Below are 25,638 nucleotides of genomic sequence, written 5' to 3' on the forward strand. Positions count from 1 at the left end.
GATAATATATGAACCTGTTTGACTCAAATAACGTGTCCAAACATTTGGATCATGTGCGTATTGTTATGGTCAATACCACCCTGCCAGCCAACATCGGTAGTGCTTTACGTGCAATGAAAACGATGGGTTTATCAAAACTTGTATTGGTCGCGCCTAAGACCTATCCGCATCCAGATATTGATGCTTTGGCAGCAGGTGCACAAGATTTAATTGAACAAATTGAAATTGTTGAAACTTTGCAACAAGCGATTCAAGATTGCCATATGGTGTTTGGAACCAGCGCACGAAGTCGCACCATTCCTTGGCCATTACTTGATGTTCGTCCTGCTGCCAAAGAAGCATTACATGCAGCGACCAAACAACAAAATATTGCGATCGTGTTTGGCCGTGAAGATCGCGGTCTCACCAATGAAGAACTCGCTTTGGCCAATTACCATTTAACCATCCCAGTGAATCCAGAATATGGTGTTCTCAATGTTGCACAGGCCATTCAGGTGGTCTGTTATGAGTTGAGAATGGCTGCGCTTGAGCAAAATAGTCAAGCACAAGAAACGCCAGCCGATCATATGCAACTTAAACAACAGCAAAGTATGGAATGGGATGAGCCTCTGGTTACGCAACAGCAGATGGAAGAATTTTATCCTCATCTTGAAAAAATGCTAGCTGAAATTGAGTTTCTTGACCCGAATAACCCCCGTTTACTCCCATTACGCTTGCGTCGTCTGTTTGGAAGGATACAATTAGATCGTATGGAGTATCATTTATTACGTGGGATTTTCAGTCGCGTACAAGCTCTAGCCAATGGTTCATGGAAAAAAACGAATACGGAGGATCATAATCATGATTAAACAGCTGAAAGAAGATATCGAAGCTGTATTTGCGCGTGATCCTGCAGCCCGCAATACTTTAGAAGTCCTGACCACTTACCCTGGTATCCACGCCTTAATCATGCACCGTATGGCTCATGAGTTGTGGAAAAAAGAATATAAAGGCACTGCTCGCCTACTTTCTTCTTTTAGCCGCTTTGCAACTGGCATTGAGATTCATCCAGGTGCAAAAATCGGCAAACGTTTTTTTATCGATCACGGCATGGGTGTGGTGATTGGTGAAACAGCTGAGATCGGAGATGATGTCACGCTTTATCATAGCGTTACTTTAGGTGGCACCACATGGAATAAAGGCAAACGACATCCAACTCTTGAAGATGGGGTTGTGGTCGGTGCTGGGGCAAAAATATTGGGACCATTTACAGTACACAAAGGCGCTAAAGTCGGTTCAAATGCGGTTGTGACGAAAGAAGTTCCTGAAGGTGTCACTGCCGTTGGTAACCCTGCCCGCTATATTTTTAAAGATAAAACGCAAATAGAATCAGATGAAGCAAGCCGTCGTGACTATGCCGAAAGCATCGGTTTCCAACCGTATGCCACCACGCAGGATCAATCTGATCCAATCTTGGAAGGTATTCGTGTTTTATTAGATCGTATGCAAAAAAATGAAAAACAGATGAATGTACTCTGCAAGCGATTGTCTGAACTTGACCCAAGTTTCAAACCACAGAACTCAAAATCTCAACCGTTGAGTAAAGAAGAACTTAAAATCATTGAAGAAGTTAGACGTGAGTGCGAAGCGCAGAACAAAACTTCGGCAACCTAATCAAATATATAAAAAATGTAACACGCTTCTCATTGCAAGTTGGTTTTGCTTTTCCTAGACTGGTGAAACCAACAATCTACTTCTCATTTAACTAAAATTAATGGATGTAAAGCATGAATTTTAAGCCTTTGGCATTACTTGTACTTTCAACTTCTTTTTTGACGGCCTGTGGTATTGCCCCAGTTAAAAAAGACAAGGCTTCTGAACCCTTTGTGTTCAAGGAACCAGATCCAACTCCTGCATTTTATGCTTTAAATCCAATTAAATATGATGCTCCGCCTAGCTTTGAAGTTGCAATCAAAGATGCGGCTGCTCAGCCTGTCACAAAAATGGTTGTGTCATTACAGAGTGATCCTTCAAAATCGACAACATTGGATATCAATAAACTGATTATTCCAACAATCGACAGCAAACAACGCAGCATGAAATATGCAGTTCTCGCTGGCGACAATGAAGTTGATGTGACTGAAATCGATGATTTCTTACAACTAGTTGAAGGTAAAGCACGTCACTACCCACCTCGTTTCTCTGAACGTCAAGAACGTAAAGGTTATGAAGTGAAGCTGAAAGAAACCACTCAAAAATTAGATGCTTTAGCTGAAAAGCCAAATGCTTCTTTAGATATCTTGACTCGTGCTTTTAAAGCAAGCGTAATGGCACGTAATTTAGACTTGGGTACCTCATATACTTCAAAATCTTTGACTTATGCCCAACGTATTCTTGCTATCAACCCAAGCGATGCAGAAACCAATTTCTGGTTTGGTTTTGGCCTGTCTGAAGGTGGCGGTCAGCGTGAAGCGATTCCATATTTAGATAAAGCCATGAAAGGTGGTGTACAAGAAGCTTATCTTTCTGCTGCAAATAACTATCTTTGGTTAGAGCAAAAGAAAAATGCGATTCAAACCTTAAAGAACTATAAAGTGAGCTATCCAGATGAAGCGGAAGTAACCGATCGCTTAATCAAAGAAGTTGAAACTGGAAAACGCTGGAATATGTGGCAAGTTTTAAACTAATTGTTTGCAAATTTTGCTCTAGAAAATAGACTGTCGTGTACAGTCTATTTTTTTATCAGTCATTGAAAAAACATTCTATTTTCGTATTATAGCTACAATCTTCCAGCGAACTTGCTGACATATCATGCTAGCATTTACACCGAATAAGCGTTTATTTCTTATCTCTCTCCTTAGCACCCTAGTGATGAGTGGCTGCCAAGTTGTCAGTATCAAACAACAAGCTCTCAATGTGACGATTGCTAACGAACGTAATAGTATTCTCACGCAAAAGAAGCTCAGCGAAGCGAGCCTGAATGTATTATCTATGTCAGGCAAAGAAGCCAAAATATGTATGCAGACACCAAATGAGTGTATTGCTGACTTACATAAAATCCCACAGATACAAGATGAACAATTGCTATCAACAGCTAGTGAATTATATCTATCTAAAGCACTTGCTATTTCAGATACTTCTGAATGTAAGGTCAGTAAACTGACGAAACATAAGCCAGAGCAAGAACAACAAGCGATCCAGAAAACTTATGAGCAATGTTTAGACCAAGAACTTGAAGCTTTGGATAAAAGTATCCGCTATAGCTATGCTTATTTATTTAAGACGGCTCGACAGCCGCAAGAACGGATTTTTGATAATAGACAAGTTCAGATTCGAGACTTCTACAATCAAGCCTTAACCAAACTGGTAAATGTACATAGTCTTAGAAATCCATCCAAGACCATAACCCCAACCATTCAGATTGGTAAAAGCACGTATACAATTGATATTCAATCCTATCAACGACTTCAAAATATGAAACTGGAAAAATTTATTTCTAGTTATAACATGAACTTTTCAGGCTTAAGAGCAATCAACCGTCGTGATGGTTTCGGCTCAGATTTCGTTGCTGTCTTCCCCTCAACAGATGCCACCCATGGTGAAAATAAATATATTCTTGATCCATTAAGTTATAGCTACCCAAATGGACTTAACCCCAATATTCATAAAGCACGTTATTTAGCTGCAACCATTATTGCACAACCTAAGAATGCAGCAGCAACAGTCAATGATGTTTTAAATAACCCAAACTTTGAAGTAAAGGTTTATGACCCATATAGCGTAGAGAAAGTTAGTATTGCAGGTAAAGAATATTCGCTTGCAGCCAATTTCTCTGCACCTTATGGGCTCTGGCTAGCTGAAAACAATCTAGGTGCAGCAGCCTATTTAACTTTAATTGATCGTGATCAGCATCTCACCATGCCACATTTATACATGCTCGAACCGTATAATCCAAACAAGAAAGTGATTGTATTGGTACATGGTCTTGCCAGCAGCCCTGAGGCATGGATTGCAGTGACCAATGATATTATGGGTGATGCGGTACTGCGTGAACACTATCAAGTTTGGCAAGTGTTTTATTCAACCAATATGCCAATTCTAGAAAGCCGTTTCCAGATCTACGCACTCTTAAAACAAGCCTTTGGTTCACTCAATAATAAAGACGCTGCAGCACAAGATGCAGTTTTAATTGGTCATAGTATGGGTGGAATTATTAGCCGACTTTTAGTCAGTAATGCTGATATTTCTAAACAAGCCCTGACCATGATGAATAGTCGTCAGCAAACTCGTTTACGTAAACACCCAGTGATTGGTGAACGACTTAAAATGCAACCGATAACCAATTTTGATCGGGCTATTTTCTTGGCAGCGCCACATCGTGGGACAGATTTTGCGGATCGTTGGTTTACACTGGCGGCACGTAAAATCATCAAATTGCCTGCAACCTTCTTGACCACTTTGGCGGACACACTCACCAGTGATGACATGGATCTAAAAGATTTTGTCAAAACCTTGACCAATGATGTGATTCAAAATGGTCCAAGTGATTTGAGTAAAAAGTCAAAGTTCATGGAATTAACTGCCTCTATTCCGCCAGAAAAAGGACTGGTTTTTCACTCCATTATGGGGAATATCACCAAAAGCGACGATCCAAATGTCATTACAGACGGTATCGTTCCTTATAAAAGCGCACATCTAGATGGCGCTGTTTCTGAGAAGATTTTTACTGGTGGTCACTCGATCCAAGAGACCCCTGAAGCAGTTTTGGAATTGCGTCGGATTTTGCGTGAACACCTTGTCGATCATGGTTTATATAAACCAAAGAACTAAACACAATAAAAAAGCCCCAATAATTTGGGGCTTTTTTAGATCAATTCATTTATACACCAGAACGGATCATATAATCAAAAGCAGACAGTGATGCTTTCGCGCCTTCACCTGTGGCAATAATGATCTGCTTGTATGGCACAGTCGTACAGTCACCCGCAGCAAAGACACCTTTAACATTGGTTTCATTGCGATCATTAATCACGATCTCACCACGATTGCTGAGTTCAACCGCACTGTTCTTTAAGAAATCAGTGTTTGGTAATAAACCAATTTGCACAAAGATCCCTGCAAGTTCAACGCTATGCTCTACATCAGTGGCACGATCTTTGTATTTCAATGCCGTTACTTGCGCACCATCACCGACCACTTCTGTACTGAGTGCATTCAAGATCACTGTCGTGTTCGGCAAGCTATTTAATTTGTCTTGCAATACTTGGTCTGCACGAAGTTTGGTATCAAACTCAACCAGAGTCACATGCTCTACAATCCCTGCAAGGTCAATTGCAGCTTCGACACCCGAGTTACCACCACCAATCACAGCAACGCGTTTGCCTTTGAATAATGGGCCATCACAGTGTGGACAGTACGCTACACCACGGGTACGGTATTCCGCTTCACCTGGTACATTCATTTCTCTCCAACGTGCACCTGTAGACAGGATGATGGTTTTCGATTCAAGTTTGGCACCATTCTCTAGTTCCACTTCAACCAAACCATTGGCCGTTTGATCTGCACCTGTGATCTTGCTGACACGTTGTAAGTTCATGATGTCGACACCGTATTCACGAACATGTGCTTCCATGTCTTGAGCAAATTGAGGACCCACGGTTTTTTGAACTGTGGTGAAGTTCTCAATGTCCATGGTATCCATTACCTGACCACCAAAGCGTTCAGCCACGATACCGGTTTTAATACCTTTACGTGCTGCATAAATTGCCGCTGTACCACCCGCAGGACCACCACCAATCACCAATACATCAAATGCATCTTTGGCATTGATTGCTGCTGCATCTTTCTCAGCTGAATTGCTATCCAACTTGGCAACGATTTCTTCCAAAGTCATACGACCTTGACCAATATGCTGGTTGTCTTGGAACACCATTGGCACAGCCAAGATTTTGCGCTCTTCAACTTCATCTTGGAAGAAAGCACCATCAATCATAGTTGCTGTGGTATTTGGGTTGTTGATCGCAATCAAGTTCAAAGCTTGAACCACATCTGGACAGTTATGGCAGCTCAACGATACAAACACATCAAAGTTCGCGCTTAAGTTTAAGCCTTTGATCTGAGTGAGTACTTCATCAGATACTTTAGGTGCATAGCCAGACACTTGTAATAATGCCAAGATCAAAGAAGTAAACTCATGTCCCATCGGTAAGCCAGCAAAGAACACACGTGGTTGTTCACCTGTTTTAGCCACACCGAAACTAGGACGGCGAGCGTTTGAACCGTCAAAACGCGCCGTAACTTGGTCAGAAAGTTCAGCAATTTCAGTCACGAGTTCTTTGATTTTTGCAGCTTTGTCCGAGTCATCTAAAGCAGCAACCAACTCGATTGGACTTTCTAAACGTTCTAAGTAAGCTTTTAATTGAGTTTTAATATTTTGATCTAACATGTATTTCTCCAAACGCTAAGACTTTTAAATCAGCTAAATTCATTCAATGAAGCTATAGTACGCAAAAGTACTGAATAGGTAAAACAGTATGTTTTTATAGATTTGATCGGATAAACCGAATAAAGATTTACAAGACATCAAGCTTTTGGGTAATTCGAACACGACGATTTTTCAGATGTTTGGCGAGTACATATAAAATTGTGCTTAATGTAACCGCCAATACGATCAAACCCCATAAAATCACATTCACAATCTGAGAAATACGTTCTGCCTGCTGCGCACGTACATCTAAAGGCTGCGTGATTGAGGTGATACTTTTACCGTACAGTTGCTGCTGCATCACCCATAATTGCTCTGGCTTAAAATCGTAGCTTTTAAATTGGGCTGGATTCATTTTTTCTGCACTGATCAATTGATTCACGTAAGCATTAGCGGTCTTGCGGTCAATCGGTTGATGCAATAAAGCGACTTGTGCTAATACGTAAGCCTTTTCAGTCGAAGAAATATTGGCCTGCTGTAAATCTTGTGCAATCTGGCTTTCACTGATATTGCTTTGATAGCTCATCCACTGCTGATAAGCCTGCTTGGTTTCATCTTTCCAATCATATTGGATATAACTTAAGCCTGACCAAAGCAACATAAATGCAATCACCCAAGCCAAGATACGTTGCGACCATGCCTGAAAACGTTGTTGAAAAAACTTAAACTTTTTCACCCAACTGAGCAACAAGAAAGCCCCGAAAAATGAAACAAAGACTTTTAGGAACAACCAGCCAAACCATGACAGTAAATTAAAGAAATAATCGGTAGGTTGTTTAAATGGAATAAGATCTTGAACATGATAAGGCAGATCTAAAGTCTGAAGATGTATGGAAAGATCAAAGAAACGATAGATAAATTCTTTTTGCAAAACCAGAGATGCAATTGCGACAACGACCAAAGTGCTGGTCAAAACAAACCAAATCATCAGATGTCGCTGACGCTTTTTTAAAACATCTAAACGTTGGTCAATGGGTTGTACACTAAAATCGTCTATGGGTGACAATGATCTTTCCTTTATCGACTAAAAAATATCAAGATTTAGGTGGATTCTGCCCACTGTTCTCTAACACTAAATGATTCAAATTCTCTTGCAAAGCACGTAACCGCGTTGTTGCTTCGGCACGCTTTTGCATCCCTTCTTTCTGAATCTGAATCACATCATTTACTGTTTTAATGAGGGTGTTTTGTACATGTTCAAGGGTCTCAACATCAATCACAGAACGCTGATTGGCTTTTGCAGTATCAACAGAGTTTTGATGCAATAACTCAGCATTACGACGTAATAATTCATTGGTGGTGTCATCAATGGCTTTGGCTAGCTGCACACTGTTTTTTTGCTCTTGCAACGAAATTGCCAAACTAATTTGATTTTTCCAAGCTGGTAATGTGATGTTTTTAATCGCGTAAAACTTATCTACCAACATTAAATTATTCGACTGGATAATCCGAATCATCGGCAGTGTTTGCATTGCAGACTGTTGTAAAACATGAAGATCACTAACTCTTTTTTCAAGATTATTTGCAACATGATTGAGATCATAAATCTGCTGTGTGGTTTGTTGATCTTGTTCCTGACTTGTCAGAGTCGTGATTTGCTGTTGAATATCCTGCTGCTTTAACTGGCCCGCTGCAATATAAACCCCCAGTTGTTTATATTCATCCTGCACCGCATCAAACATTTTATCCAATGTCCCAACACGTGCTTTCAAGCCTGATTGTGAGCTTTCAATTTCTTTAACTAGAACATCAATCTGCTCTTTGGTGGTATTAAAGTGCTGATCGAAATTTTGTTTAGCGTTCTTAAACTTACTCAACAAGCCACCCAAAAAACCTGAGCTTTTTGATTTATTCAAAATACTGGAAGTATTTAACTGTTGCGCGACTTGCACCACTTCATTGAGTTTTTGCCCTGTAGCATCCAAGTCCTTATTCTGTACCAAACTCAATAATTCATCCGTATAGGTTGAAGTCTTATTGGCAATATTTTTACCGTATTCAGCGACAGCTGTGGTACTGATTTCAGCCAGTTCTTTATGCGCGTCCATCACTTCAGCATAGTCATGCGGTTGCAAACCGAGCTCTTTTAAATTTAATTGTTCAAAGCGCTGTTCTGGCTTCAACTCAGTTTCGTGTGATGATTTGATCAATTCTGAATCGGACATAATATTCCCCTCTTATTTCTGTAATGATTTTTTCAAGTTTTGGATTAAATCTTCGCGGCTCTTGTCTAGCTGCTCAATCGTCGCACTAGACTTTGATTCACGGCTTTGTTTTAAATGATATTGCCAAGCTGGAATCAATACCTGTTGAGCCTCTTTGAAACGATCTAAAAGACTAAAAGATAAATGCTGTGACAGTTGCATCTGTTTGATTGCAATATCATTACTGCTCTGTAAAGTCTGTAAAGTATTGATTTTTTTTGATAGTCGCTCAACAAAATGATCCAGCACTTGCTGCTTACTAAACTGAGGGTATTCCATCAAGAATTGATCAGCTGCCTGAATATACGCAGCCATCTGCTCTCTTAAACCCAATGCCTGTTGTAAACGTGATTGTGATTTTTGGATCTCAATCTGTAAGCGTTGACTCAAATGATTCGCTTCATTGATCAAATGATCTAAATCTTTCAGATATTTGACTTGCCCTGCATCATATTCAATATCAATGCCCAGCCACTTTTGCAATGCATTAAAACGACGTGTGCCTAAAAACTTTTTGGATAAAGACAATTGCTGAATAATCTGGGTGATCACTTCACTGAGTTGCTGATTCAACTTAGGATCAACACCATTCAGTAAAACACCTTGTGCCTGAACCAAATGGTCTGCGTAATGACTTAAACGATGCGGATCGTTCAACAAAGGTAATAAATCATTACGCTTGATCGCTAAAATATGTTCTTGATTTGACTCAATTTGCGATAAGGGTGTTAAGTCGAGCGGTAGCGTCATATCTGTAGAAAATCGTGAGCACAAATAAATTTGAACTGCTTAGTTGTAGCATGTTCTTTGACTTTGTCATATCTAAATGTTGTTATGTTTTTTAAAATAAATTGTCACTTTAGCAACTAAAAACCCTCTAAATTACAATCAATAAAGAGGGTTCATAAGTTAAATCAAACTTTACTCATCATTGAGAGCACACTCAAAGTTATTCGGATTTTGTTTACAACGAACTTTTTTCAAGAAATTCATCATTTTGGGATCGTAGATTCCCGCTTTAGTCAGTGAAATACGTGCTTCACGCATCATTTTCATATAATTAACCTGTTCTTCAGACGGGATAATCATCCAGTATTTGGCCGGAATTTCTTTTTCGTATTTTGAAATAATATTAAAGGTCCGACCGAGTTGTCCTGCAACCCATTCACGAGATTTCTGACCAAACCCTTCAGGAAACTTATCTTTTCGAATAATAAAGTTTGCTGAAATCTGGGTCAGGGGAAATTTAACAATACCACCTTTATCACCAAGCCCCTTGTAAAGTTCAAAAGGCTTATAGGCAACAATGGGGGCAGGTACGATATCAATTTGATGGTTGTTAAATTTCGCGCCTGCATTGGTCACATCAACCGAAACGGCTTGTGCGCCTATTTGCGCAACTAGTCTTGGTTGAGCTTCATCATAAGCAAATACACCCACTTTCTTACCTGCTGCTTTCGCCAAAGTATTAATACTGCGATCAGTAACAAATAGATAAGCTGGACCAATGGTTCCAAGACCCGCAATTTCATAAGGGCCATTGATCATACTTTTTGCAGCTTGAGGCTTAGAGAGCAATTGATAAGCGAGAATTGCCGTTTTCAAATCAGTTAAAGCGCCAACAGCATCAAGTGAACCGACATATTTATTGAATTGTCGACCACGCAATCCACTGATAATCGCACCATCACACTGTCCAACTTTTAAATCTTCTGCTGCAACACGCTCATCGACATAAGCACGTAGGTCTATATCTGCGCCCCACTTCTTGGCTTCAAGTGCATAATCCCTTGCCAATGCAAAAGCATCACCTGATTTACCTACAGGATCAAATACACAGACCGTTTGCTTCGCCTGTGTTGTTACAGCGAATCCAAATAATGCTAAAGCAATAAAACCATTTTTAATTATCATCTCGTTCTTCCCAGATAAGATTTATTATGTATTTATCTCACCTGATTTAGCCACATGATCCTATGACGTGATTTATTTTTTTAATGGATTTGTAGTCAACCTTCCTGACTAAAATAAGCATTTTCAAAATAGTTTTATCGAAAATTTTAAGCATTGTATCAATCTAATTTTGCAGAAGAACTGGGTGGAAGTGCATAGGTCCCAATTACATGCGCAACAGGCTCTTCATCATCAAGCGAATATAGCCATACCTCGCCCGTAACTAATGTTTTACCGACTTTAATCAGCTTACACACAGCCCGAATATCACGATTGCCATTTGGTTTACGGAAAAAATTAATCGTCATATTGGTTGTTACAGCCATCACAACTAACCCCAAATGTCCCATAATAGCAATGTATAGCACATAATCAGCAATCAGCATTAAAGTTGGGCCAGAAACTGTTTGACCTGGTCTGAGATCCCCTGCATCCACTTGATATAGCAGTTGTGCTCCTCTGGGAGTAATGTCTTCAATCACACTCTTCTTGAGTGCCTGTGGAAACTCTTGCGCCAGAAATCCCATGATTTCTTCTTTGGTTGCAGCCATGCTCTCTCCAATTATAGATGTTGTAATGGCTCTAATTCAAAACAGAAAGCCAAAATCTATTGCTTAATCTGCTTTGTCCGACAGCTCATTCAACACTTGCCAATACGTCGGTGGTTCAGCAACATGTCCACGTTCACGTAGCATCTGATGCATTCTTGGTAATTTAAAATAAGGTACAGCAGCCATCAAATGATGCTCTTTATGATAGTTAACATTGATCGGTGCAACCAAAGCTCGCGCAAGGTAGCCTGCTTTGGTCGTACGCGTATTGGTTAAGGCACTATGGCTGGTCTCCATTCCTGCATGTTCTGCCATTGAACGAACTCTGAGGAATAAAGGAAATGGCGTTAAATATGCCACGACCCACAATGCATAAAGTTTAGGATGCCCCGCTGCCCACAATGCTGAAAATAAGGCCGCATTGGTTGCAATCGCACCGCCACTATTTTTTAGGAATGCTTTAGGATAATCGCTCCAGTGTTTGCCTTCCTGAGAAATCCAGCGACGATCATTTGATACCGTCCACTCCATTTTTCCAATATCCATCAACACTCGACCGACTGCAAACTTGAATCCAGTTACACCCGAAAGATCACGTACAAACTTACGCAGCAATGATTTTTTAGTGGTTGGAAAGCCTGTTACAAGTGATAAGTCTGGATCAGCTGGCATTGAAGTTTTACTGTGGTGGCGCATATGATGGGCACGATATTTATGTAGATCATTCCAAATCGGGCGCGCGCATAACCAGTCTGTCAACGTATCATTCAACCATTTGGTTTTAAATAAACTTTGATGGGAGGCATCATGCATGATAATCGCAAGTGCTAATTGTCGGCCTGCCAAGATCACCAATGCCGCAATACACATAAGTAATTTCCCCCAGCTAGGCAAATATTCCCATGTACTGGCAACTGCAGCAAATGTTCCACCAATCACAGCCCAGGTCGAAAGCACAGCCCAACTGCCATGCAAGTCTGATTTTTCAGTAAGTTCAGTAATTTCTTCTCGCGTGAATAGCTCACTAATTGCAACACGTGTATTCATATCCCTATCCTGTATGTGCTCTATTCTTATAAAACTACACAATCTATATTTTTATTTTAAATTAAGTAATATTTCTGTCAATCTATTAAAATTAAATTTAATGTAATATTTGTAATTATTTTTTAGTCGATTTGCCCTTCATAGAATTTACGCCAAGACTCTAAGCCCGTCTGATCTAATTGCTGCACACTCTCAGCAAACTGCTCGCGCAGTTGCACATCTACAAAACTCTCAGGCAATAATGGGTCATTCATCAATAAGGAAATTGTTTGACGACCTAATAGTAGCGACTCACGAGCAGCATCCTCTAAACTTAATTGAGCTGCGGTGGATAGCCATTGTTGAATCATTTGGCTATATTTTTGGTAATTCTGATTAAGTGTTTGTGTAGACCAAAGCTCGGCAATCGTAGTCAAAGTTTTGGCATCAAAATGGCTAATTTGGCAGATTTTTGCATTATTTTCTAAACCCGAAGCTTTTAATTCCGTAATCAATTGATCAAAACCTATCACTAAATTATCTGGGCGAATATAGATCCCCTGTTCTAATTCTTTAAAGCCAAAATGTTTCAAGGCTCTTTCACGACGATTCAAAGCAGTACGATCAACTCGCCCAAGTTCACCAGTAAAAACTGCCAGATATTGCTGATTCCATACTTTGGTTTGTTTAATGCCATGCTTACGATTCAGCATGACATTTGCCCATTCGTGCGATTGGACACTAAATTGGTACACGCCACGCTCAATCGCTTCGATCACGCCATCACTGGATAAACGCGTCACAGCAACACGAATGCTATTTTCACTAATATCAAAAAGTCGAGCTGCAATAATGATTTGTTTAATTGAAATCGCTCGACCTTGAAGTCCTAATAGCAAATCAATAATTAAGTCTCGAGCATTCATTTTCGCTATTGTCATTGTGCTATTAAACCAGATCTGAAGGATTTAAATTAAAGAAGAGGAATTTTAACTGAGAATCTCCCTTTTCGCAGTTGCCAAAAGGGAGATGTTTTTTATTTTTTATAGGAAGACAAATAATAGAATAATACCTAGCACAATACGGTACCAAGCAAATACGCGTAAGGTATGACGTTCCACAAACTTAACCAATGCACTCACAACCAATAAAGCAGAAATAAAAGCGGCTACAAAGCCAACAGCAATATTCAGCATATTATCTTGCGTTAACACATCTGCATTACGTGCTAAATCAAATACAGCTGCTCCTAACATGGTTGGCATTGCCAAGAAGAAAGAAAATTCTGTAGCAGCCTTACGAGACAAACCTGCAAACATCCCGCCTACAATCGTCGCACCTGAACGTGATGTCCCAGGAATCATGGCGACACACTGCGCGCAACCCACCAAGAATGCTTGTTTATAGGTAATCTTGGTCGCATCTGTCGTTTTATGATCAAAGTTCTTTGACTCAACCCAGAAGATAATCAGACCACCAACAATTAAAGCAACCGCAACCACTAGCGGGCTAAACAAGACGCTCTTAATGAAATCAACCGCGAAAATACCAATAACCACTGCTGGGATAAAAGCGAGTAAGACACTAAAAGCAAAGTGCCGTGCTTCCGCATCACCACTAAAGAAACCTTTGACCAAGTCAAAAATCTTTTGACGATATAACCAACACACAGCCAAAATCGCACCGAGCTGAATCACAACTTCAAAAACACGACCATCATCAGAGTGAAAGTCGATCATATGACCAAATAAAATCAAATGACCTGTACTTGAAATGGGTAGGAATTCGGTAAGACCCTCAATAAAGCCTAAAAATAAGGCTTTTAAAATTTCAATATGTTCCATAACTTACTCAAAAGCACGTAATACAAGAATAAAAATAAATGGCAAGCTTACCCTGAAATGTAAGCACTTTATGTGATTGTCACGTAACGGTTTAGCAAAAAAGATTCGGACAAAATTCCTGAATTTGTATTAAATAATCATCAGACTATTTTTCTTTTGCATCTGTTCAATTACTTCATGTGTATCAAAGCCCAAACGCCAGTATAAAAGCCCAAGAACATCTAATTCATCTTGGGTAATGATACGATCATTCCACAAACATCTTTCTGCAATCGACAAAATATTAAGGCGATCACGTAGCAACAAACCTGAGACATCATTTAAGATTTCCGCTAAATCCAGTGGCTCATCTGAAATATCGGCATAAATTTGCATTTCATCTTCAGTCAACAACATTTGTAAAATGCGCTCACGTACTTCAAGCTGATTTGGGCTATTGATCTGCTGTACATGTAGCAAGGCATCAATCAAATGTACAATCTGTGATTTCACATCTTCAAAAGCCGTAGGCAAATGTGCAGGCATTAAATTGAGCTCATGTTTCACACGCTCCAATAGCAATGCATCAAGCAAACCGACTTCACCGTCTTCTTGAATAATACATGCCAGCTTGGTTAAAAATTGACGTGCAATACTTGTTGGCATATGCCCAATATTTTTACAGGCATCATGGAAAATCTGCACATGAATACGTCCATCCAAATTCAATAAAGCATCGACAATCGCATGGCTCACTGGCGCTTCTTGTGGGATAAATTCACGGTACTGACGAATCATCAAAATCGCGACCATCACCTCACGTGAACCAGTCGCAGTTTGCATTGCCCGTTGAATTAATTCTGGACGTTTCTTATTCTTACGCACTTCTGGATTAAGTGGTTTGATTGCATCATTCAGTGCAAAACTAATTGGTGATAAACGCAATAAAGGCAATGGCTGTGGAGAACTCCACGGCATGGTTAGCTCTGCACTTTCTTCTTCTAAAGAACGGAACAAGCTGAACAAGGGACGATTACGCAGCTTTCTTAAATTTTCTAATTGTAGATCTTGCAACAAAGTTGGATTTAATTCATAAATTCGTTCTTTAATGCTTGGATGGATATTCATCCAACTCTGAGGGCTCAGCGAGTTAGCAAAACACATATGCGAAATCGACTCAGAATAGGCACTATGGATCTGCGAACCAGAGTGATGCACGTAAATCCGCAACAAGGTCTGAATATTGGCATTATTGTTCATCAAGCGCATGGTCTTGAGATCATTACGGAAAGTACGACCACTCAATGTCAAATATTTAATACAACGGGTAATTAGGATACCGAGGCTACCGATGAGCCAAATGACCCCACCAATCGCAACGAAAATAGTTTCAAACTTATTTCGATAAGTCGTTGCATAAGGGTTATAACCCGCCTGAGCTAGCTTACTCCCCCACTGGCTAAAAGTAGTTAAACCGCTATACAGAATTTTTAGCTTGGTATTTTCAACTGCTTCGCCAGATAAAATCTGATTAAATTCGTAACTGAGTAAACCATAAAGTTCAAGTTCATCCAGATTTTGTAATGCACCCCAAGTCAAAATGATCACGATATCCTGTGATCTAAACCCTGCGGTTAAAGCATTCACCCCAACTTCATCGGGGAGCACATAAACGGCTGGCGTATCGATATCAAAACTTTTTGCGACCTGCTCAACGACCTTTAATGCCGTACTTTCTTCTGGCGTACTTTCATCAAAAACCAAACGACGCGCTTTTAGCTGTTTTGCTAGCGAGTGACCACCTTCGCGCAGCACATAAAGTTCAGCACCTACCGACCAAAACAAGACTAAAATAAGTAAGCAGATAAAGTATGGGCTAAGAACATGCCACCAAATCGGCTGGGTATAATCAAAGAAATGAACGACCAAACCCAAAATTAAATTGAGAATAAAGACCGTCAGTAACATTGCAAGAAGACAGAAACTGACTGACCATGCAATATTCTTATTTTCAATTAAATAATGGCTCATTTCTTTCAATGTAAGTTTTCCTGATTACATTGTTTCAGTTAGGGTTTCCGTACCCACTATCATAAAATAAAAAAGCGGGAAATTCCCGCTTTTCTATAGATTAAGATGAGATTACTCTTCTTTAATCCCAGTTAAATCAACTGATGCTGCATCAATATTTACATCGATATAGCCATCTGATTTACTTTTTGCAGCGTCACTACGTTTTTGCTCAAGTGCATCAAGATATGCCTTATCAATACCACCAGCGACATAAACGCCATCAAACACAGAACAATCAAACTCAGTTAAATCTGGAACTTTGCTGGTACGCACTGCATTTTTCAAATCTTCCAAATCTTGAAAAATTAAACGGTCTGCACCAATATTTTCACGGATTTCTTCGACTGTACGACCTGATGCAATCAACTCTGCCTTGGCTGGCATATCAATACCATACACATTTGGATACTTCACCATTGGTGCAGCAGAAGCGAAGAATACTTTTTTCGCGCCTGAATCACGTGCCATCTGAATGATTTCATTACAGGTAGTACCGCGAACAATTGAGTCATCTACTAACAGAACGTTCTTATCTTTGAACTCAAGTTCAACAGGGTTTAACTTTTGACGTACTGATTTTTTACGTTGCTGCTGACCTGGCATAATAAAGGTACGTCCGATATAACGGTTTTTCATAAAACCTTCACGGAATTTCACACCTAAAATATTTGCCAGTTCTAATGCAGAAGTACGACTGGTATCTGGAATTGGGATCACCACATCAATATCGTGCTGCTCACCCCATTCTTTCAAAATCTTATAAGCCAGCTTCTCACCCATTTTTAAACGAGCTTTGTACACTGAAATCCCATCGATTGTTGCATCTGGACGCGCAAAGTAAACATATTCGAAAATACATGGACGATATTCAGGATTGGCCGCGCATTGCTTCGTAAACAATTGACCATTAGCATCAATAAAAATTGCTTCACCTGGTGCAATATCACGTTCAACTTTAAAACCAAGTGCCGTAATCGCCACGGATTCAGAAGCAATGATATATTCAACACCCTGTTCTGTTTCGCGAGAACCATAAACCAAAGGACGAATACCATTTGGATCACGGAAACCAACCAAACCATGGCCTGTGATCATTGCCACAACGCCATAAGCACCTTTGCAACGCTCATGTACACGAGATACGGTGTGGAAAATATCATCTGCGGTTGGATTTAAAGTACCGATCTTTTGTAACTCATGCGCAAATACGTTGAGCAAAACTTCAGAATCAGAATCAGTATTCATGTGACGTAAATCTGTCTTGAACAGGTCATCATGAATTTCAGCAGCGTTGGTCAAGTTACCATTGTGAGCAAGGGTAATACCATACGGTGAGTTCACATAAAACGGTTGCGCTTCAGCACTGCTTGATGAACCTGCAGTTGGGTAGCGAACATGTCCAATCCCGTAGTTCCCAAGCAATGCACGCATGTGACGCGTATGGAATACATCGCGTACCATACCGTTATCTTTGCGGAGGAATAAACGCCCTTGATGGCAGGTTACGATTCCTGCAGCATCTTGTCCTCGATGTTGCAGCATCGTTAAGGCATCAAATAACATTTGGTTCACTGGTGATTTACCGGCTATCCCAACAACTCCACACATAGCAACCTCGCGACAAGCTAGCGATTAATAAAAAGGATTTTTCGTCGAATGATCAGAACGCTCATTCACTGAAGCACGTTCTGATTCGTCCATTTCTGATGAAGGGCGATGTAATAACGCACCTTCAGATGTCATTTGATGTAAAGCTTGATTTGCCGCATCCTTGGATAATTCAGTAGCCAAAGGTGCGTAAGGTAATAAAATTTGTACGAATTTCGACTGTTTCCAGTGCGGTGAACTCTCAACCCAAGGTCCTAAACCTTGCATAGCAATCAGTACAATTAAGAGTCCTTTCAAAGAACCAAATGCACCACCCGCTAAACGATTTAATGGGCCCAATTTTAAACTTTTCAAGAGCCCATTCAGTAATGCAGACACTATCCACGTACACACCACTATGATCAATACGATAAAAGCAAAAGCTGCAATTTTTTGCACGACAGGATCTTGGCTTAGACTACTCATCGCAGGTGCCAAGATTACCGCATATTTTGCCCCAACGATCAATGCGAATATCCATCCGATCAAGTTCGCAAAGGCTTTGATAAATCCTTGTCGCAAACCGTTCAGCCCTCCAATGAGCAAAATGACCAGAATGATGATATCAAGTGTGTTCATTTCACACAGTCATCGCATTAACACAATCTTTCACAAGTGTTGGACCGGTATAAATAAGCCCACTATAAACTTGTACCAAGCTCGCTCCAGCTTGCTGTTTGGCAACTGCTTGTTCGCCAGACAAAATACCGCCCACACCAATCAGTGGAATTTGACCCGCCAACACTTTGGCAAATTGGCGTAGACATTCGGTACTCTTTTCAAATACGGGCGCACCTGACAAACCACCTGCCTCATTTCCATTTGGCAAGTTTTCAACACCTTCACGCCCAAGCGTGGTATTGGTCACGATCAAACCATCAATTTTGAATTGTAATAATTGTGCAGCAATAAATTGAATATCTTCTGGAGTTAAATCTGGTGCAACTTTAAGAACCAGAGGAACATAATGATTATATTGATCTGCCAGTTCAAGTTGACGATCTTTTAAGGTTTGCAATAATTCGGTAAGCGCATCACCACTTTGTAAACTACGTAAATTTTTGGTATTTGGCGATGAAATATTAACAGTAATATAAGAAGCGTAATTATAAACTTTTTCTAGGCAAATCAGATAATCAGATACTGCATCTTCAACAGGCGTATCTGCATTTTTGCCGATATTGATTCCCAAAACACCCTTAAACTTTGCAGCTTTTACATTTTCAATCAGTTTATCCACGCCATCATTATTAAACCCCATGCGGTTAATAATCGCTTTTGCCTGAGGAATACGGAATAAACGTGGTAGAGGATTACCAGCTTGTGGTCGTGGTGTAATGGTTCCAATTTCGATAAACCCGAAGCCCAGTGCAGCTAAAGCATCAATATGCGCACCATTTTTATCTAAACCAGCGGCAAGACCCACGGGATTTGGAAATTCAATTCCCATACATGTCACAGGTTTTGCTGCAACTTTCTGATGCATAAAGCCAATTTTGTGGGCTTTATCTAGCATAGAGAGCGTAAGTTCATGTGCACGCTCTGGCGCTAAAGTAAACAACAAAGGGCGAGCCAATGAATATAACATACCAATCACAGTCTACTGATTTTCAAGTAGCCGTATTATAGGCATAGGCTTAACAAAACACCATGCCTGACATAGGGTTATTTTTAGCGCTTATTGTACTGTTGCGGTTAATTTAATCTGATTATTATTTGAAACCATATCCATTTTTTGGATGCTGAGACCCATTTGAGACAACTGCATCAAAAAGTTAGCCAGTACAGCATAATTCTGATGTTCGGCCACCAGCTGAATCTGTTCTCCATTTTGCTGTGAAGAAACTGCCAAGCCTTGTTGCTGAGCTGTACGTTGGATTTTATCTGCAGCAGTTAAGCCAGGATCATTAGCGGGCTTCATCGTTGCAGCATTGCTCTGCATCCATACCGTGAGATCTTTCAAATCATTTAAACGCTTTTGTTGCTGCTCTGCCAAGGCGTGCATTTTCCACAAAGAAAATCCAATGACAGTCACTATCACAAAGATGGTCGTAAAAATCACCATTACACGTTCACGCACAGACAAACTTTGTAGATATTCATTAAGTGCTTCAATTTTTTGATCAAAGCTGTTTTGTAATTGAGTTAATGCTTTCATTATTTTATTTTCACCACCCCAATTGCTCCAACACTATCGGCTTGCACATTGCCTAACTCTGCTTGAAAACCTTGTTGATTTAATTGTTGTGCTAAGCCTTGTAAATCATCGGCAGATTTTGCTTTGAGAGACATTGCCAAAGTAGAGGCATCATAACTCACTTGTTGGGCAACAATTTGTTTTTGCATCAAAATTGGTCCAACGCGACTTAATAATGAAAGTGCTTGTGTATCGCCAAGTTGACTCATACGCAATTGACCTTCAAATGAGCTTTTAAGATTTTGCTCAGTCACTCGCCCACCTTCACCAAACCAAGATTTATACTGATCAATCGCTTGACTCGCAGTTTGATCAGCAACTTTTTTCAGCTTTGCCCAGCGCAAAGCATCATAACCAAGTTGCACGATAATTACTGCCAATAATACTGCTGCTGCCGCTTTCCAATAACCAGACCACTGTACTTCTGCATTTTTTGATTTTGGCAAAACATTAAATGGATGTTGTTTGGGTCTTAATAATTGTTCAAATTGATAACCAAATTCAGTCCGCTGATCTTTACTTGATGCAGTCGCGAGGCTATCCAATTGGTCGGCATTCAGATTGGCAAATTTATACTGTGTTTCTGCCGTCTGAAACTCCAAAAACAGTCCCAAATCATCAACAGAGTTACCTGTCCATGCATTTTCTCTCACCAATAAATGATCATACAGGTTGAGCAACACCACTTGATTCGGTTCTGGTTCAGGTAAAATCAAAAAGTCTGGTAAAAATGCTGCTATCTGGATCGGTAAAAGACTCAGCGCATGTTGCCATGTTTCAATTGAATATTGCGCGACACCTAAGATATTGAGCTGATCGTTGTGAAAGTGATGAACCACTTTCATTTGATCAATAGGTAAGGTCACAAACTCTTCCAAGAGGTATTTAACACCCTCTTGCCCCAATTGTTTGTAATGTGCTTTGGTCATTGGCTGTTGTAATAATTGCGCATTTCGACTTGGAAAATAAACCACAGCCTCTTTTCCATGATGCTCTTGCAAGTCCTGAATCAACTGTTCAAGACTCTGTGCCTGCAACCAATTTTCCCCTGCCGACCAATACCATGTTCCATTGGTTTCGGGCATCCATATATACAGCATCGGTGTTCAGTACCCTTATCCTATTGCGGATATATAAAAATTATAATGTTGGTGTAAAACGATTCTTTTGTGTCGACAAACCATTCGCGATCACAGCTTGATCATAAATACGTGCTTCTGCCAATGCAAATGGATTAAAGCCTTCATGTGTCAATTGTTCTTCAATATGTGCCACCACATTCATATGACACACCACTGCTATCGACTCATAAGGTAATTTGGATAACCACTCAATCGCATCCTTGGCATCATCATCTGGTTTAATCTTATCGCAAATTAACACAGGAATGCCGTGAAAATGCGCCTTGATATGGGCTAAAGTTTCTTGAGCACGTAATAAAGGACTCACCACAAAAATTTCAGGCTGAATCACATCTTTTAAGAAATGTCCTGTTTGTTCAGCTTGTTGATGCCCACGTGTTGTGAGTGGGCGTTGAATATCATTTCCATTGATGGCTGGAGATGCTTCACCGTGACGAACTAAAGTTAACTGCATAAAACGACCTTATTTTTTATAGCTGCATCATAACGCGAATAGATGACAGTTTTTTGATTAGACTTCATGATGAGGTAAAACAAATTCCACATCACTACGATGACCATTCTTCATTAAAGACAACGCAATGGTCATTGGTGGTGCACCTTCAAAAATCACTTCATATAGTGCGTTAGTAATTGGCATATATACATCCAACTCTTCTGCTTTGGTTCGCACCTGAACAATGGTATTAATCCCCTCCGCAGTCTGCCCCAGTTCCTTAGTCGCTTGATCTAATGTTTTCCCAGAACCTAATGCGAAACCAATTTGATAGTTACGACTTAATGGACTGTTACAAGTGGCGAATAAATCCCCGACACCAGACAATCCCAAAAAGGTTAATGGATTTGCACCCTGTTTCACTGCAAAACGGCTCATCTCTGCCAACGCACGCGTTAGAATCATACTTTTGGTATTTTCACCAATTTTATAAGCCCCACCCATACCCATCGCAACTGCATAAATATTTTTTAACGCACCACCCAATTCAACACCATGCACATCGTCGCTACCAAACACGCGGAATAAAGCACTATGTAAAGCGTGTTGCACCGCATAACGAACCAACTCTGACTCACTGGCAATTACAGTCCCAGATGGCATACCCGCCATGATTTCTTTGGCAAGATTTGGGCCAGATAGAACACCATACGGTACTTCTGGCAATTCTGTGCGAATAATATCGCTCATAAAACTAAAGGTTTTTGCTTCAATGCCTTTGGTCAATGAAACCACAGCCTGAGAAGTAATAAACGGCGCAATCTGTTTGAGTACGTCACGGAATGAATGACTTGGAATAGCCACCAAAATAATGTCACGATCCCGTACAGCAAGCTCTAGATCAGCCACTGCACGCAAAGCAGGTTCCAATGGATAATCAGGTAAATAGCGTTTATTGATATGCGTTTGATTAATTTCTTCAGCAACAGCAGCATCACGAATCCAAATCATGGTATCGCAACCATTTCTAGTGGCTAAATTTGCCATCGCTGTGCCAAAACTACCACCGCCCAATACCGTAATTCTTAATGCCGTTTTCTGATCTACGGCAACTGGCTCAACTAAATCACTAAAATTTAACTCTGTCATTTTTTATCCTGAAACGAATTTCTTTCTTTAATCATGCAAAACAAAGCTTAGGTTACTTGCCATACTTTTACAAAATCTTGACTGTCTATTTCTGCTCTTGGCGCAATCGCTTTCGCTGCTGTTCCGATATAAATAATTCCAGAAATGAGATCTTGTTGTTTTAATCCTAATTGCTGTTTCAACCAATTCGACTCAACCACTGCCCCAGAACGCCACATGGTTGCAAAGCCTTGCGCTTGTAATGACAACAAGAAGTTTTGAATCGCAGCACCTGTACTTAAAATCTGTTCAAAGTGCGGAACTTTAGGATGATCTTGAATCGTGGTTAAGGCTAAAACCAACAAAGGCGCACGAAACGGATGCTGTTTCACTCGATCAAGTTGTGCAGAATCAGTTTCACCTAAATCGGCTAAAGCTTTAGCTAAATTCTCACCGAATGCCGCACGTAGTTCAGGAGTCACAATCACAAAACGAGTTGGTTTTAAACGATGGTGATCAGGTGCAGTAAGTGCTGCTTGCACTGCTTTTTCGAGTTGTTCTGTATTTGGTGCAGGCTCAATCAGTTGCCCAATAGATTGACGTTGATGAATATTTTGATGAATTGTCTCTATATTTGAGTCCGTCATTGAAATGAATCTAACTAACACAAGGATGGCGCTAGATTAGCATAATCTGCATGATTTCCACTATGCTTAATTCATGCTTGTCACATACATCCACATTGAATTTCGTGAGTAAATAACCAATATCATCATCGCTAAACTCATCATTCATTTGAGAAAATTAACAGAGTCCCTGCATAAACTGTACAGAACCTGCAAAAGCAATCAGAAATTCTATGTTCAAATAATACAATTAAGCCGTAACTTGAGAACAAGCAATGAAAAAAACGTTAATCATGAGTTTAGTTGGTGGTTTAGCACTCGGTCTAACTGCATGTGCATCGACACCAACCAATACTTTGGCAATTCAAAAAGAAAATAATCAATACGAAGTAACAGGCATTGGTAAAACTAACCTGATTGCAAAAAACAATGCTGTAACTGCCGCTCAAAAAACTTGTACTCGTAATACAGCCCCAGTTGTTGTTGACGAAAAAACCGCATACCAAGGTGTACTAAAAGGTGTTGTCGATGAACAAACAGGCAAAATGGTCGAAGCTGCCGCTGGTGTAATCGGAACAATTACAGGTAAAAATGCTTCTCTTGCACGTGATGACGATTATCAGACCACGCTTACCTTCTACTGCAAAGCTAATTCATAAATACAAAAAAGCCGATGTTAAAACATCGGCTTTTATTTTCTAAATCACTTAGTGCGCTTCGCTCGCAGCAACCTCTGAAGCAGCAGCATGTTCTGCAACATCAGTATTATTTTCATCTAAATTTGGCTTATCAATCGCATCAATTGCGGCTTGTTGCTCTGGGGTTGTCTGTGTTGATACAGCAGAAGCTGCTTGATCTTGCTGTTCAGCATTTTTCGCTTCATCTTTCTTTGCACATGCAGTCAGCATGATTGGAGCAATAATTAGAGCGGCAAGGGTTAATTTAAATTTCATCACGGCTTTCCACAGTTACTTGGTTAAGTTGTGACAAGGATATTTCAGATATGTGACATTTTGATGACGACAACGTTGTGCAAAAGTAAAAAAGAGCCGATTTAAATCGACTCTTTTTTACTAATCTTCTTATAAATTAAAAGAATAAATTCAACTTAAGCGCGCTCAAGCAATACCGCAACCGCTGGTAAAGTTTTGCCTTCTACGAACTCTAAGAATGCACCGCCACCTGTTGAGATATAGCCAATTTGATCAGCAACTTGATATTTATCAATCGCAGCCAATGTGTCACCACCACCCGCAATCGAGAAACCAGCAGATTCAGCAATCGCCAATGAAAGTGTTTTGGTTCCTTCACCAAATTGATCTACTTCAAACACACCCACTGGGCCATTCCAAAGAATTGTTTTTGAAGATTTTAAGATGTCCGCAAATGCTTTAGCAGTTTCAGGACCAACATCCAAAATCATATCATTATCAGTTACATCAGCAACGTTCTTCACAACGGCTTGTGCACTTGCCAATGAACCAAGGAAATCTTCAAAGTTGATTTGGCTTGCATCTGCAACCACAACATCTGTAGGTAATGGAACACTGACTTTTGCAGCAATTTGTTTTGCAGTTTCAACTAAATCTGCTTCGTAAAGTGATTTACCCACATTAAAACCAGCTGCAGCCAAGAATGTATTGGCAATACCACCACCCACGATCAATTGATCACAGATTGTAGACAATGAAGTCAACACATCAAGTTTAGTTGATACTTTAGAGCCTGCAACAATTGCAACCATTGGTTTTTCTGGGGTTTGCATTGCACGGCCAAGTGCATCTAACTCTGCTGCCAATAAAGGACCCGCAGCTGCGATTGGTGCAAAACGTGCTGCACCTTCAGTTGATGCTTCTGCGCGGTGCGCTGTACCGAATGCATCCATAACAAATACATCGCATAATGCAGCGTATTTCTTCGCAAGTTCTTGGTTATTTTTCTTTTCGCCGTGGTTGAAACGAACGTTTTCAAGTAACACAACTTGACCCGCAGCCACTTCAACGCCATCTAAATAATCTGTGAATAATTTAACATCTTGACCCAAAGCTTTACTTAAATAAGCAGCAACCGGTGCAAGCGATTGTTCTGGTTTTGGCTCACCCTCTACAGGACGACCAAGATGAGAAAACACCATCACTGCTGCGCCTTTTTCTAAAGCAGCTTTAATTGTTGGCAATGCAGCACGTAAACGTGCATCACTGGTAATTTCCCCATTTTTTACAGGAACGTTTAAGTCTTCACGAATAAGGACACGTTTACCTGTTAAATCAAGATCAGTCATGCGCTGAAAATTCATGGATGGCTCTCTAGTTGATTTTAAAAACGGCATAATTTTAAATGATTCTCTGAAATAAAGGTGAGTTTTTTTG

Annotated in this window: 25 protein-coding genes; 5 read left to right on the forward strand and 20 right to left on the reverse strand. The window is 40.2% G+C overall.

From position 1 onward, the window contains the following. Window positions 1–8 precede the first annotated feature (8 nt). From NDN11_RS10915 to NDN11_RS10930, 4 genes are all read left to right on the forward strand, one after another. Window positions 9–848: an RNA methyltransferase gene (locus NDN11_RS10915; RefSeq protein WP_251109630.1), complete on the forward strand. Its 840-nt coding sequence runs from the start codon at window positions 9–11 to the stop codon at window positions 846–848. After that, window positions 841–1,653 carry a serine O-acetyltransferase gene (gene cysE / locus NDN11_RS10920; protein WP_251109631.1) on the forward strand — a complete coding sequence of 271 codons (813 nt, stop codon included), beginning with the start codon at window positions 841–843 and terminating at the stop codon, window positions 1,651–1,653. The genes NDN11_RS10915 and cysE overlap by 8 nt, the downstream gene beginning before the upstream one ends. A 113-nt stretch (window positions 1,654–1,766) precedes the next feature. After that, window positions 1,767–2,666 carry an ABUW_2363 family tetratricopeptide repeat lipoprotein gene (locus NDN11_RS10925; RefSeq protein ID WP_167247823.1) on the forward strand — a complete coding sequence of 300 codons (900 nt, stop codon included), beginning with the start codon at window positions 1,767–1,769 and terminating at the stop codon, window positions 2,664–2,666. 124 nt (window positions 2,667–2,790) lie between these two features. After that, entirely contained in the window at window positions 2,791–4,809 is a 2,019-nt protein-coding gene (locus NDN11_RS10930; protein ID WP_167247824.1) for an alpha/beta fold hydrolase, read from the forward strand. 49 nt (window positions 4,810–4,858) lie between these two features. Here NDN11_RS10930 and ahpF read toward each other — a convergent pair whose 3' ends face one another. From ahpF to NDN11_RS11020, 18 genes are all read right to left on the reverse strand, one after another. Then, on the reverse strand, window positions 4,859–6,424 hold the full coding sequence (ahpF, locus tag NDN11_RS10935) for an alkyl hydroperoxide reductase subunit F (RefSeq protein ID WP_251109632.1): 1,566 nt from the start codon (window positions 6,422–6,424) through the stop codon (window positions 4,859–4,861). A gap of 127 nt (window positions 6,425–6,551) precedes the next feature. Next, window positions 6,552–7,469 carry a hypothetical protein gene (locus NDN11_RS10940; RefSeq protein WP_251109633.1) on the reverse strand — a complete coding sequence of 306 codons (918 nt, stop codon included), beginning with the start codon at window positions 7,467–7,469 and terminating at the stop codon, window positions 6,552–6,554. A 28-nt stretch (window positions 7,470–7,497) separates the two neighbouring features. Then, window positions 7,498–8,628, reverse strand: coding sequence for a toxic anion resistance protein (locus tag NDN11_RS10945; protein ID WP_251109634.1), 1,131 nt, complete (start codon window positions 8,626–8,628; stop codon window positions 7,498–7,500). A 12-nt stretch (window positions 8,629–8,640) separates the two neighbouring features. Continuing rightward, complete coding sequence (locus NDN11_RS10950; RefSeq protein WP_167249502.1) at window positions 8,641–9,417, reverse strand: tellurium resistance protein; 777 nt, start codon at window positions 9,415–9,417, stop codon at window positions 8,641–8,643. Between the two features lie 171 nt (window positions 9,418–9,588). Next, on the reverse strand, window positions 9,589–10,581 hold the full coding sequence (locus tag NDN11_RS10955) for a putative solute-binding protein (RefSeq protein WP_167249500.1): 993 nt from the start codon (window positions 10,579–10,581) through the stop codon (window positions 9,589–9,591). 158 nt (window positions 10,582–10,739) lie between these two features. Beyond that, window positions 10,740–11,171, reverse strand: a complete 432-nt coding sequence (locus NDN11_RS10960; protein WP_251109635.1) for a PaaI family thioesterase — start codon at window positions 11,169–11,171, stop codon at window positions 10,740–10,742. A gap of 63 nt (window positions 11,172–11,234) precedes the next feature. After that, window positions 11,235–12,218, reverse strand: a complete 984-nt coding sequence (locus tag NDN11_RS10965; RefSeq protein ID WP_251109636.1) for a fatty acid desaturase family protein — start codon at window positions 12,216–12,218, stop codon at window positions 11,235–11,237. A 122-nt stretch (window positions 12,219–12,340) separates the two neighbouring features. After that, on the reverse strand, window positions 12,341–13,138 hold the full coding sequence (locus NDN11_RS10970; RefSeq protein WP_251109637.1) for a PaaX family transcriptional regulator C-terminal domain-containing protein: 798 nt from the start codon (window positions 13,136–13,138) through the stop codon (window positions 12,341–12,343). Between the two features lie 102 nt (window positions 13,139–13,240). Further along, window positions 13,241–14,041: an undecaprenyl-diphosphate phosphatase gene (locus NDN11_RS10975; RefSeq protein ID WP_167249492.1), complete on the reverse strand. Its 801-nt coding sequence runs from the start codon at window positions 14,039–14,041 to the stop codon at window positions 13,241–13,243. 129 nt (window positions 14,042–14,170) lie between these two features. Then, window positions 14,171–16,060, reverse strand: coding sequence for a M48 family metalloprotease (locus NDN11_RS10980; RefSeq protein ID WP_251109638.1), 1,890 nt, complete (start codon window positions 16,058–16,060; stop codon window positions 14,171–14,173). Window positions 16,061–16,162: 102 nt separating this feature from the next. Then, entirely contained in the window at window positions 16,163–17,701 is a 1,539-nt protein-coding gene (purF, locus tag NDN11_RS10985) for an amidophosphoribosyltransferase (RefSeq protein ID WP_167249488.1), read from the reverse strand. 24 nt (window positions 17,702–17,725) lie between these two features. Further along, window positions 17,726–18,319 carry a CvpA family protein gene (locus tag NDN11_RS10990; protein WP_251109639.1) on the reverse strand — a complete coding sequence of 198 codons (594 nt, stop codon included), beginning with the start codon at window positions 18,317–18,319 and terminating at the stop codon, window positions 17,726–17,728. A 1-nt stretch (window position 18,320) separates the two neighbouring features. Further along, window positions 18,321–19,328: a quinone-dependent dihydroorotate dehydrogenase gene (locus tag NDN11_RS10995; protein WP_251111538.1), complete on the reverse strand. Its 1,008-nt coding sequence runs from the start codon at window positions 19,326–19,328 to the stop codon at window positions 18,321–18,323. A 90-nt stretch (window positions 19,329–19,418) separates the two neighbouring features. Continuing rightward, entirely contained in the window at window positions 19,419–19,898 is a 480-nt protein-coding gene (locus NDN11_RS11000; protein WP_251109640.1) for a type II secretion system protein M, read from the reverse strand. Beyond that, window positions 19,898–21,037: a type II secretion system protein GspL gene (gene gspL / locus NDN11_RS11005; RefSeq protein WP_251109641.1), complete on the reverse strand. Its 1,140-nt coding sequence runs from the start codon at window positions 21,035–21,037 to the stop codon at window positions 19,898–19,900. Before gspL ends, NDN11_RS11000 begins: the two co-directional genes overlap by 1 nt. A gap of 40 nt (window positions 21,038–21,077) precedes the next feature. Next, entirely contained in the window at window positions 21,078–21,533 is a 456-nt protein-coding gene (locus NDN11_RS11010) for a SixA phosphatase family protein (protein WP_016163358.1), read from the reverse strand. Between the two features lie 57 nt (window positions 21,534–21,590). Next, a complete protein-coding gene (locus tag NDN11_RS11015) occupies window positions 21,591–22,664 on the reverse strand; it encodes an NAD(P)H-dependent glycerol-3-phosphate dehydrogenase (RefSeq protein ID WP_016163357.1) in 1,074 nt (357 codons plus the stop codon). A gap of 47 nt (window positions 22,665–22,711) precedes the next feature. Continuing rightward, window positions 22,712–23,290 (reverse strand): nitroreductase family protein, encoded by a 579-nt coding sequence (locus NDN11_RS11020; protein WP_251109642.1) that lies wholly within the window; start codon window positions 23,288–23,290, stop codon window positions 22,712–22,714. A 254-nt stretch (window positions 23,291–23,544) separates the two neighbouring features. Between NDN11_RS11020 and NDN11_RS11025 the strand changes: the two genes are divergently transcribed. Further along, the gene (locus tag NDN11_RS11025; protein ID WP_005189541.1) at window positions 23,545–23,928 is read left to right on the forward strand and encodes a hypothetical protein; all 384 of its coding nucleotides are present in this window, start codon (window positions 23,545–23,547) and stop codon (window positions 23,926–23,928) included. A gap of 48 nt (window positions 23,929–23,976) precedes the next feature. On the opposite strand, the gene NDN11_RS11030 is transcribed toward NDN11_RS11025, so the two are convergent. Continuing rightward, window positions 23,977–24,222, reverse strand: coding sequence for a hypothetical protein (locus tag NDN11_RS11030; protein WP_251109643.1), 246 nt, complete (start codon window positions 24,220–24,222; stop codon window positions 23,977–23,979). Window positions 24,223–24,377: 155 nt separating this feature from the next. Then, window positions 24,378–25,565 (reverse strand): phosphoglycerate kinase, encoded by a 1,188-nt coding sequence (locus NDN11_RS11035; RefSeq protein ID WP_251109644.1) that lies wholly within the window; start codon window positions 25,563–25,565, stop codon window positions 24,378–24,380. Window positions 25,566–25,638: the final 73 nt, after the last annotated feature.

This window comes from Acinetobacter sp. C26M (genome assembly GCF_023702675.1).
GTDB lineage: Bacteria > Pseudomonadota > Gammaproteobacteria > Pseudomonadales > Moraxellaceae > Acinetobacter.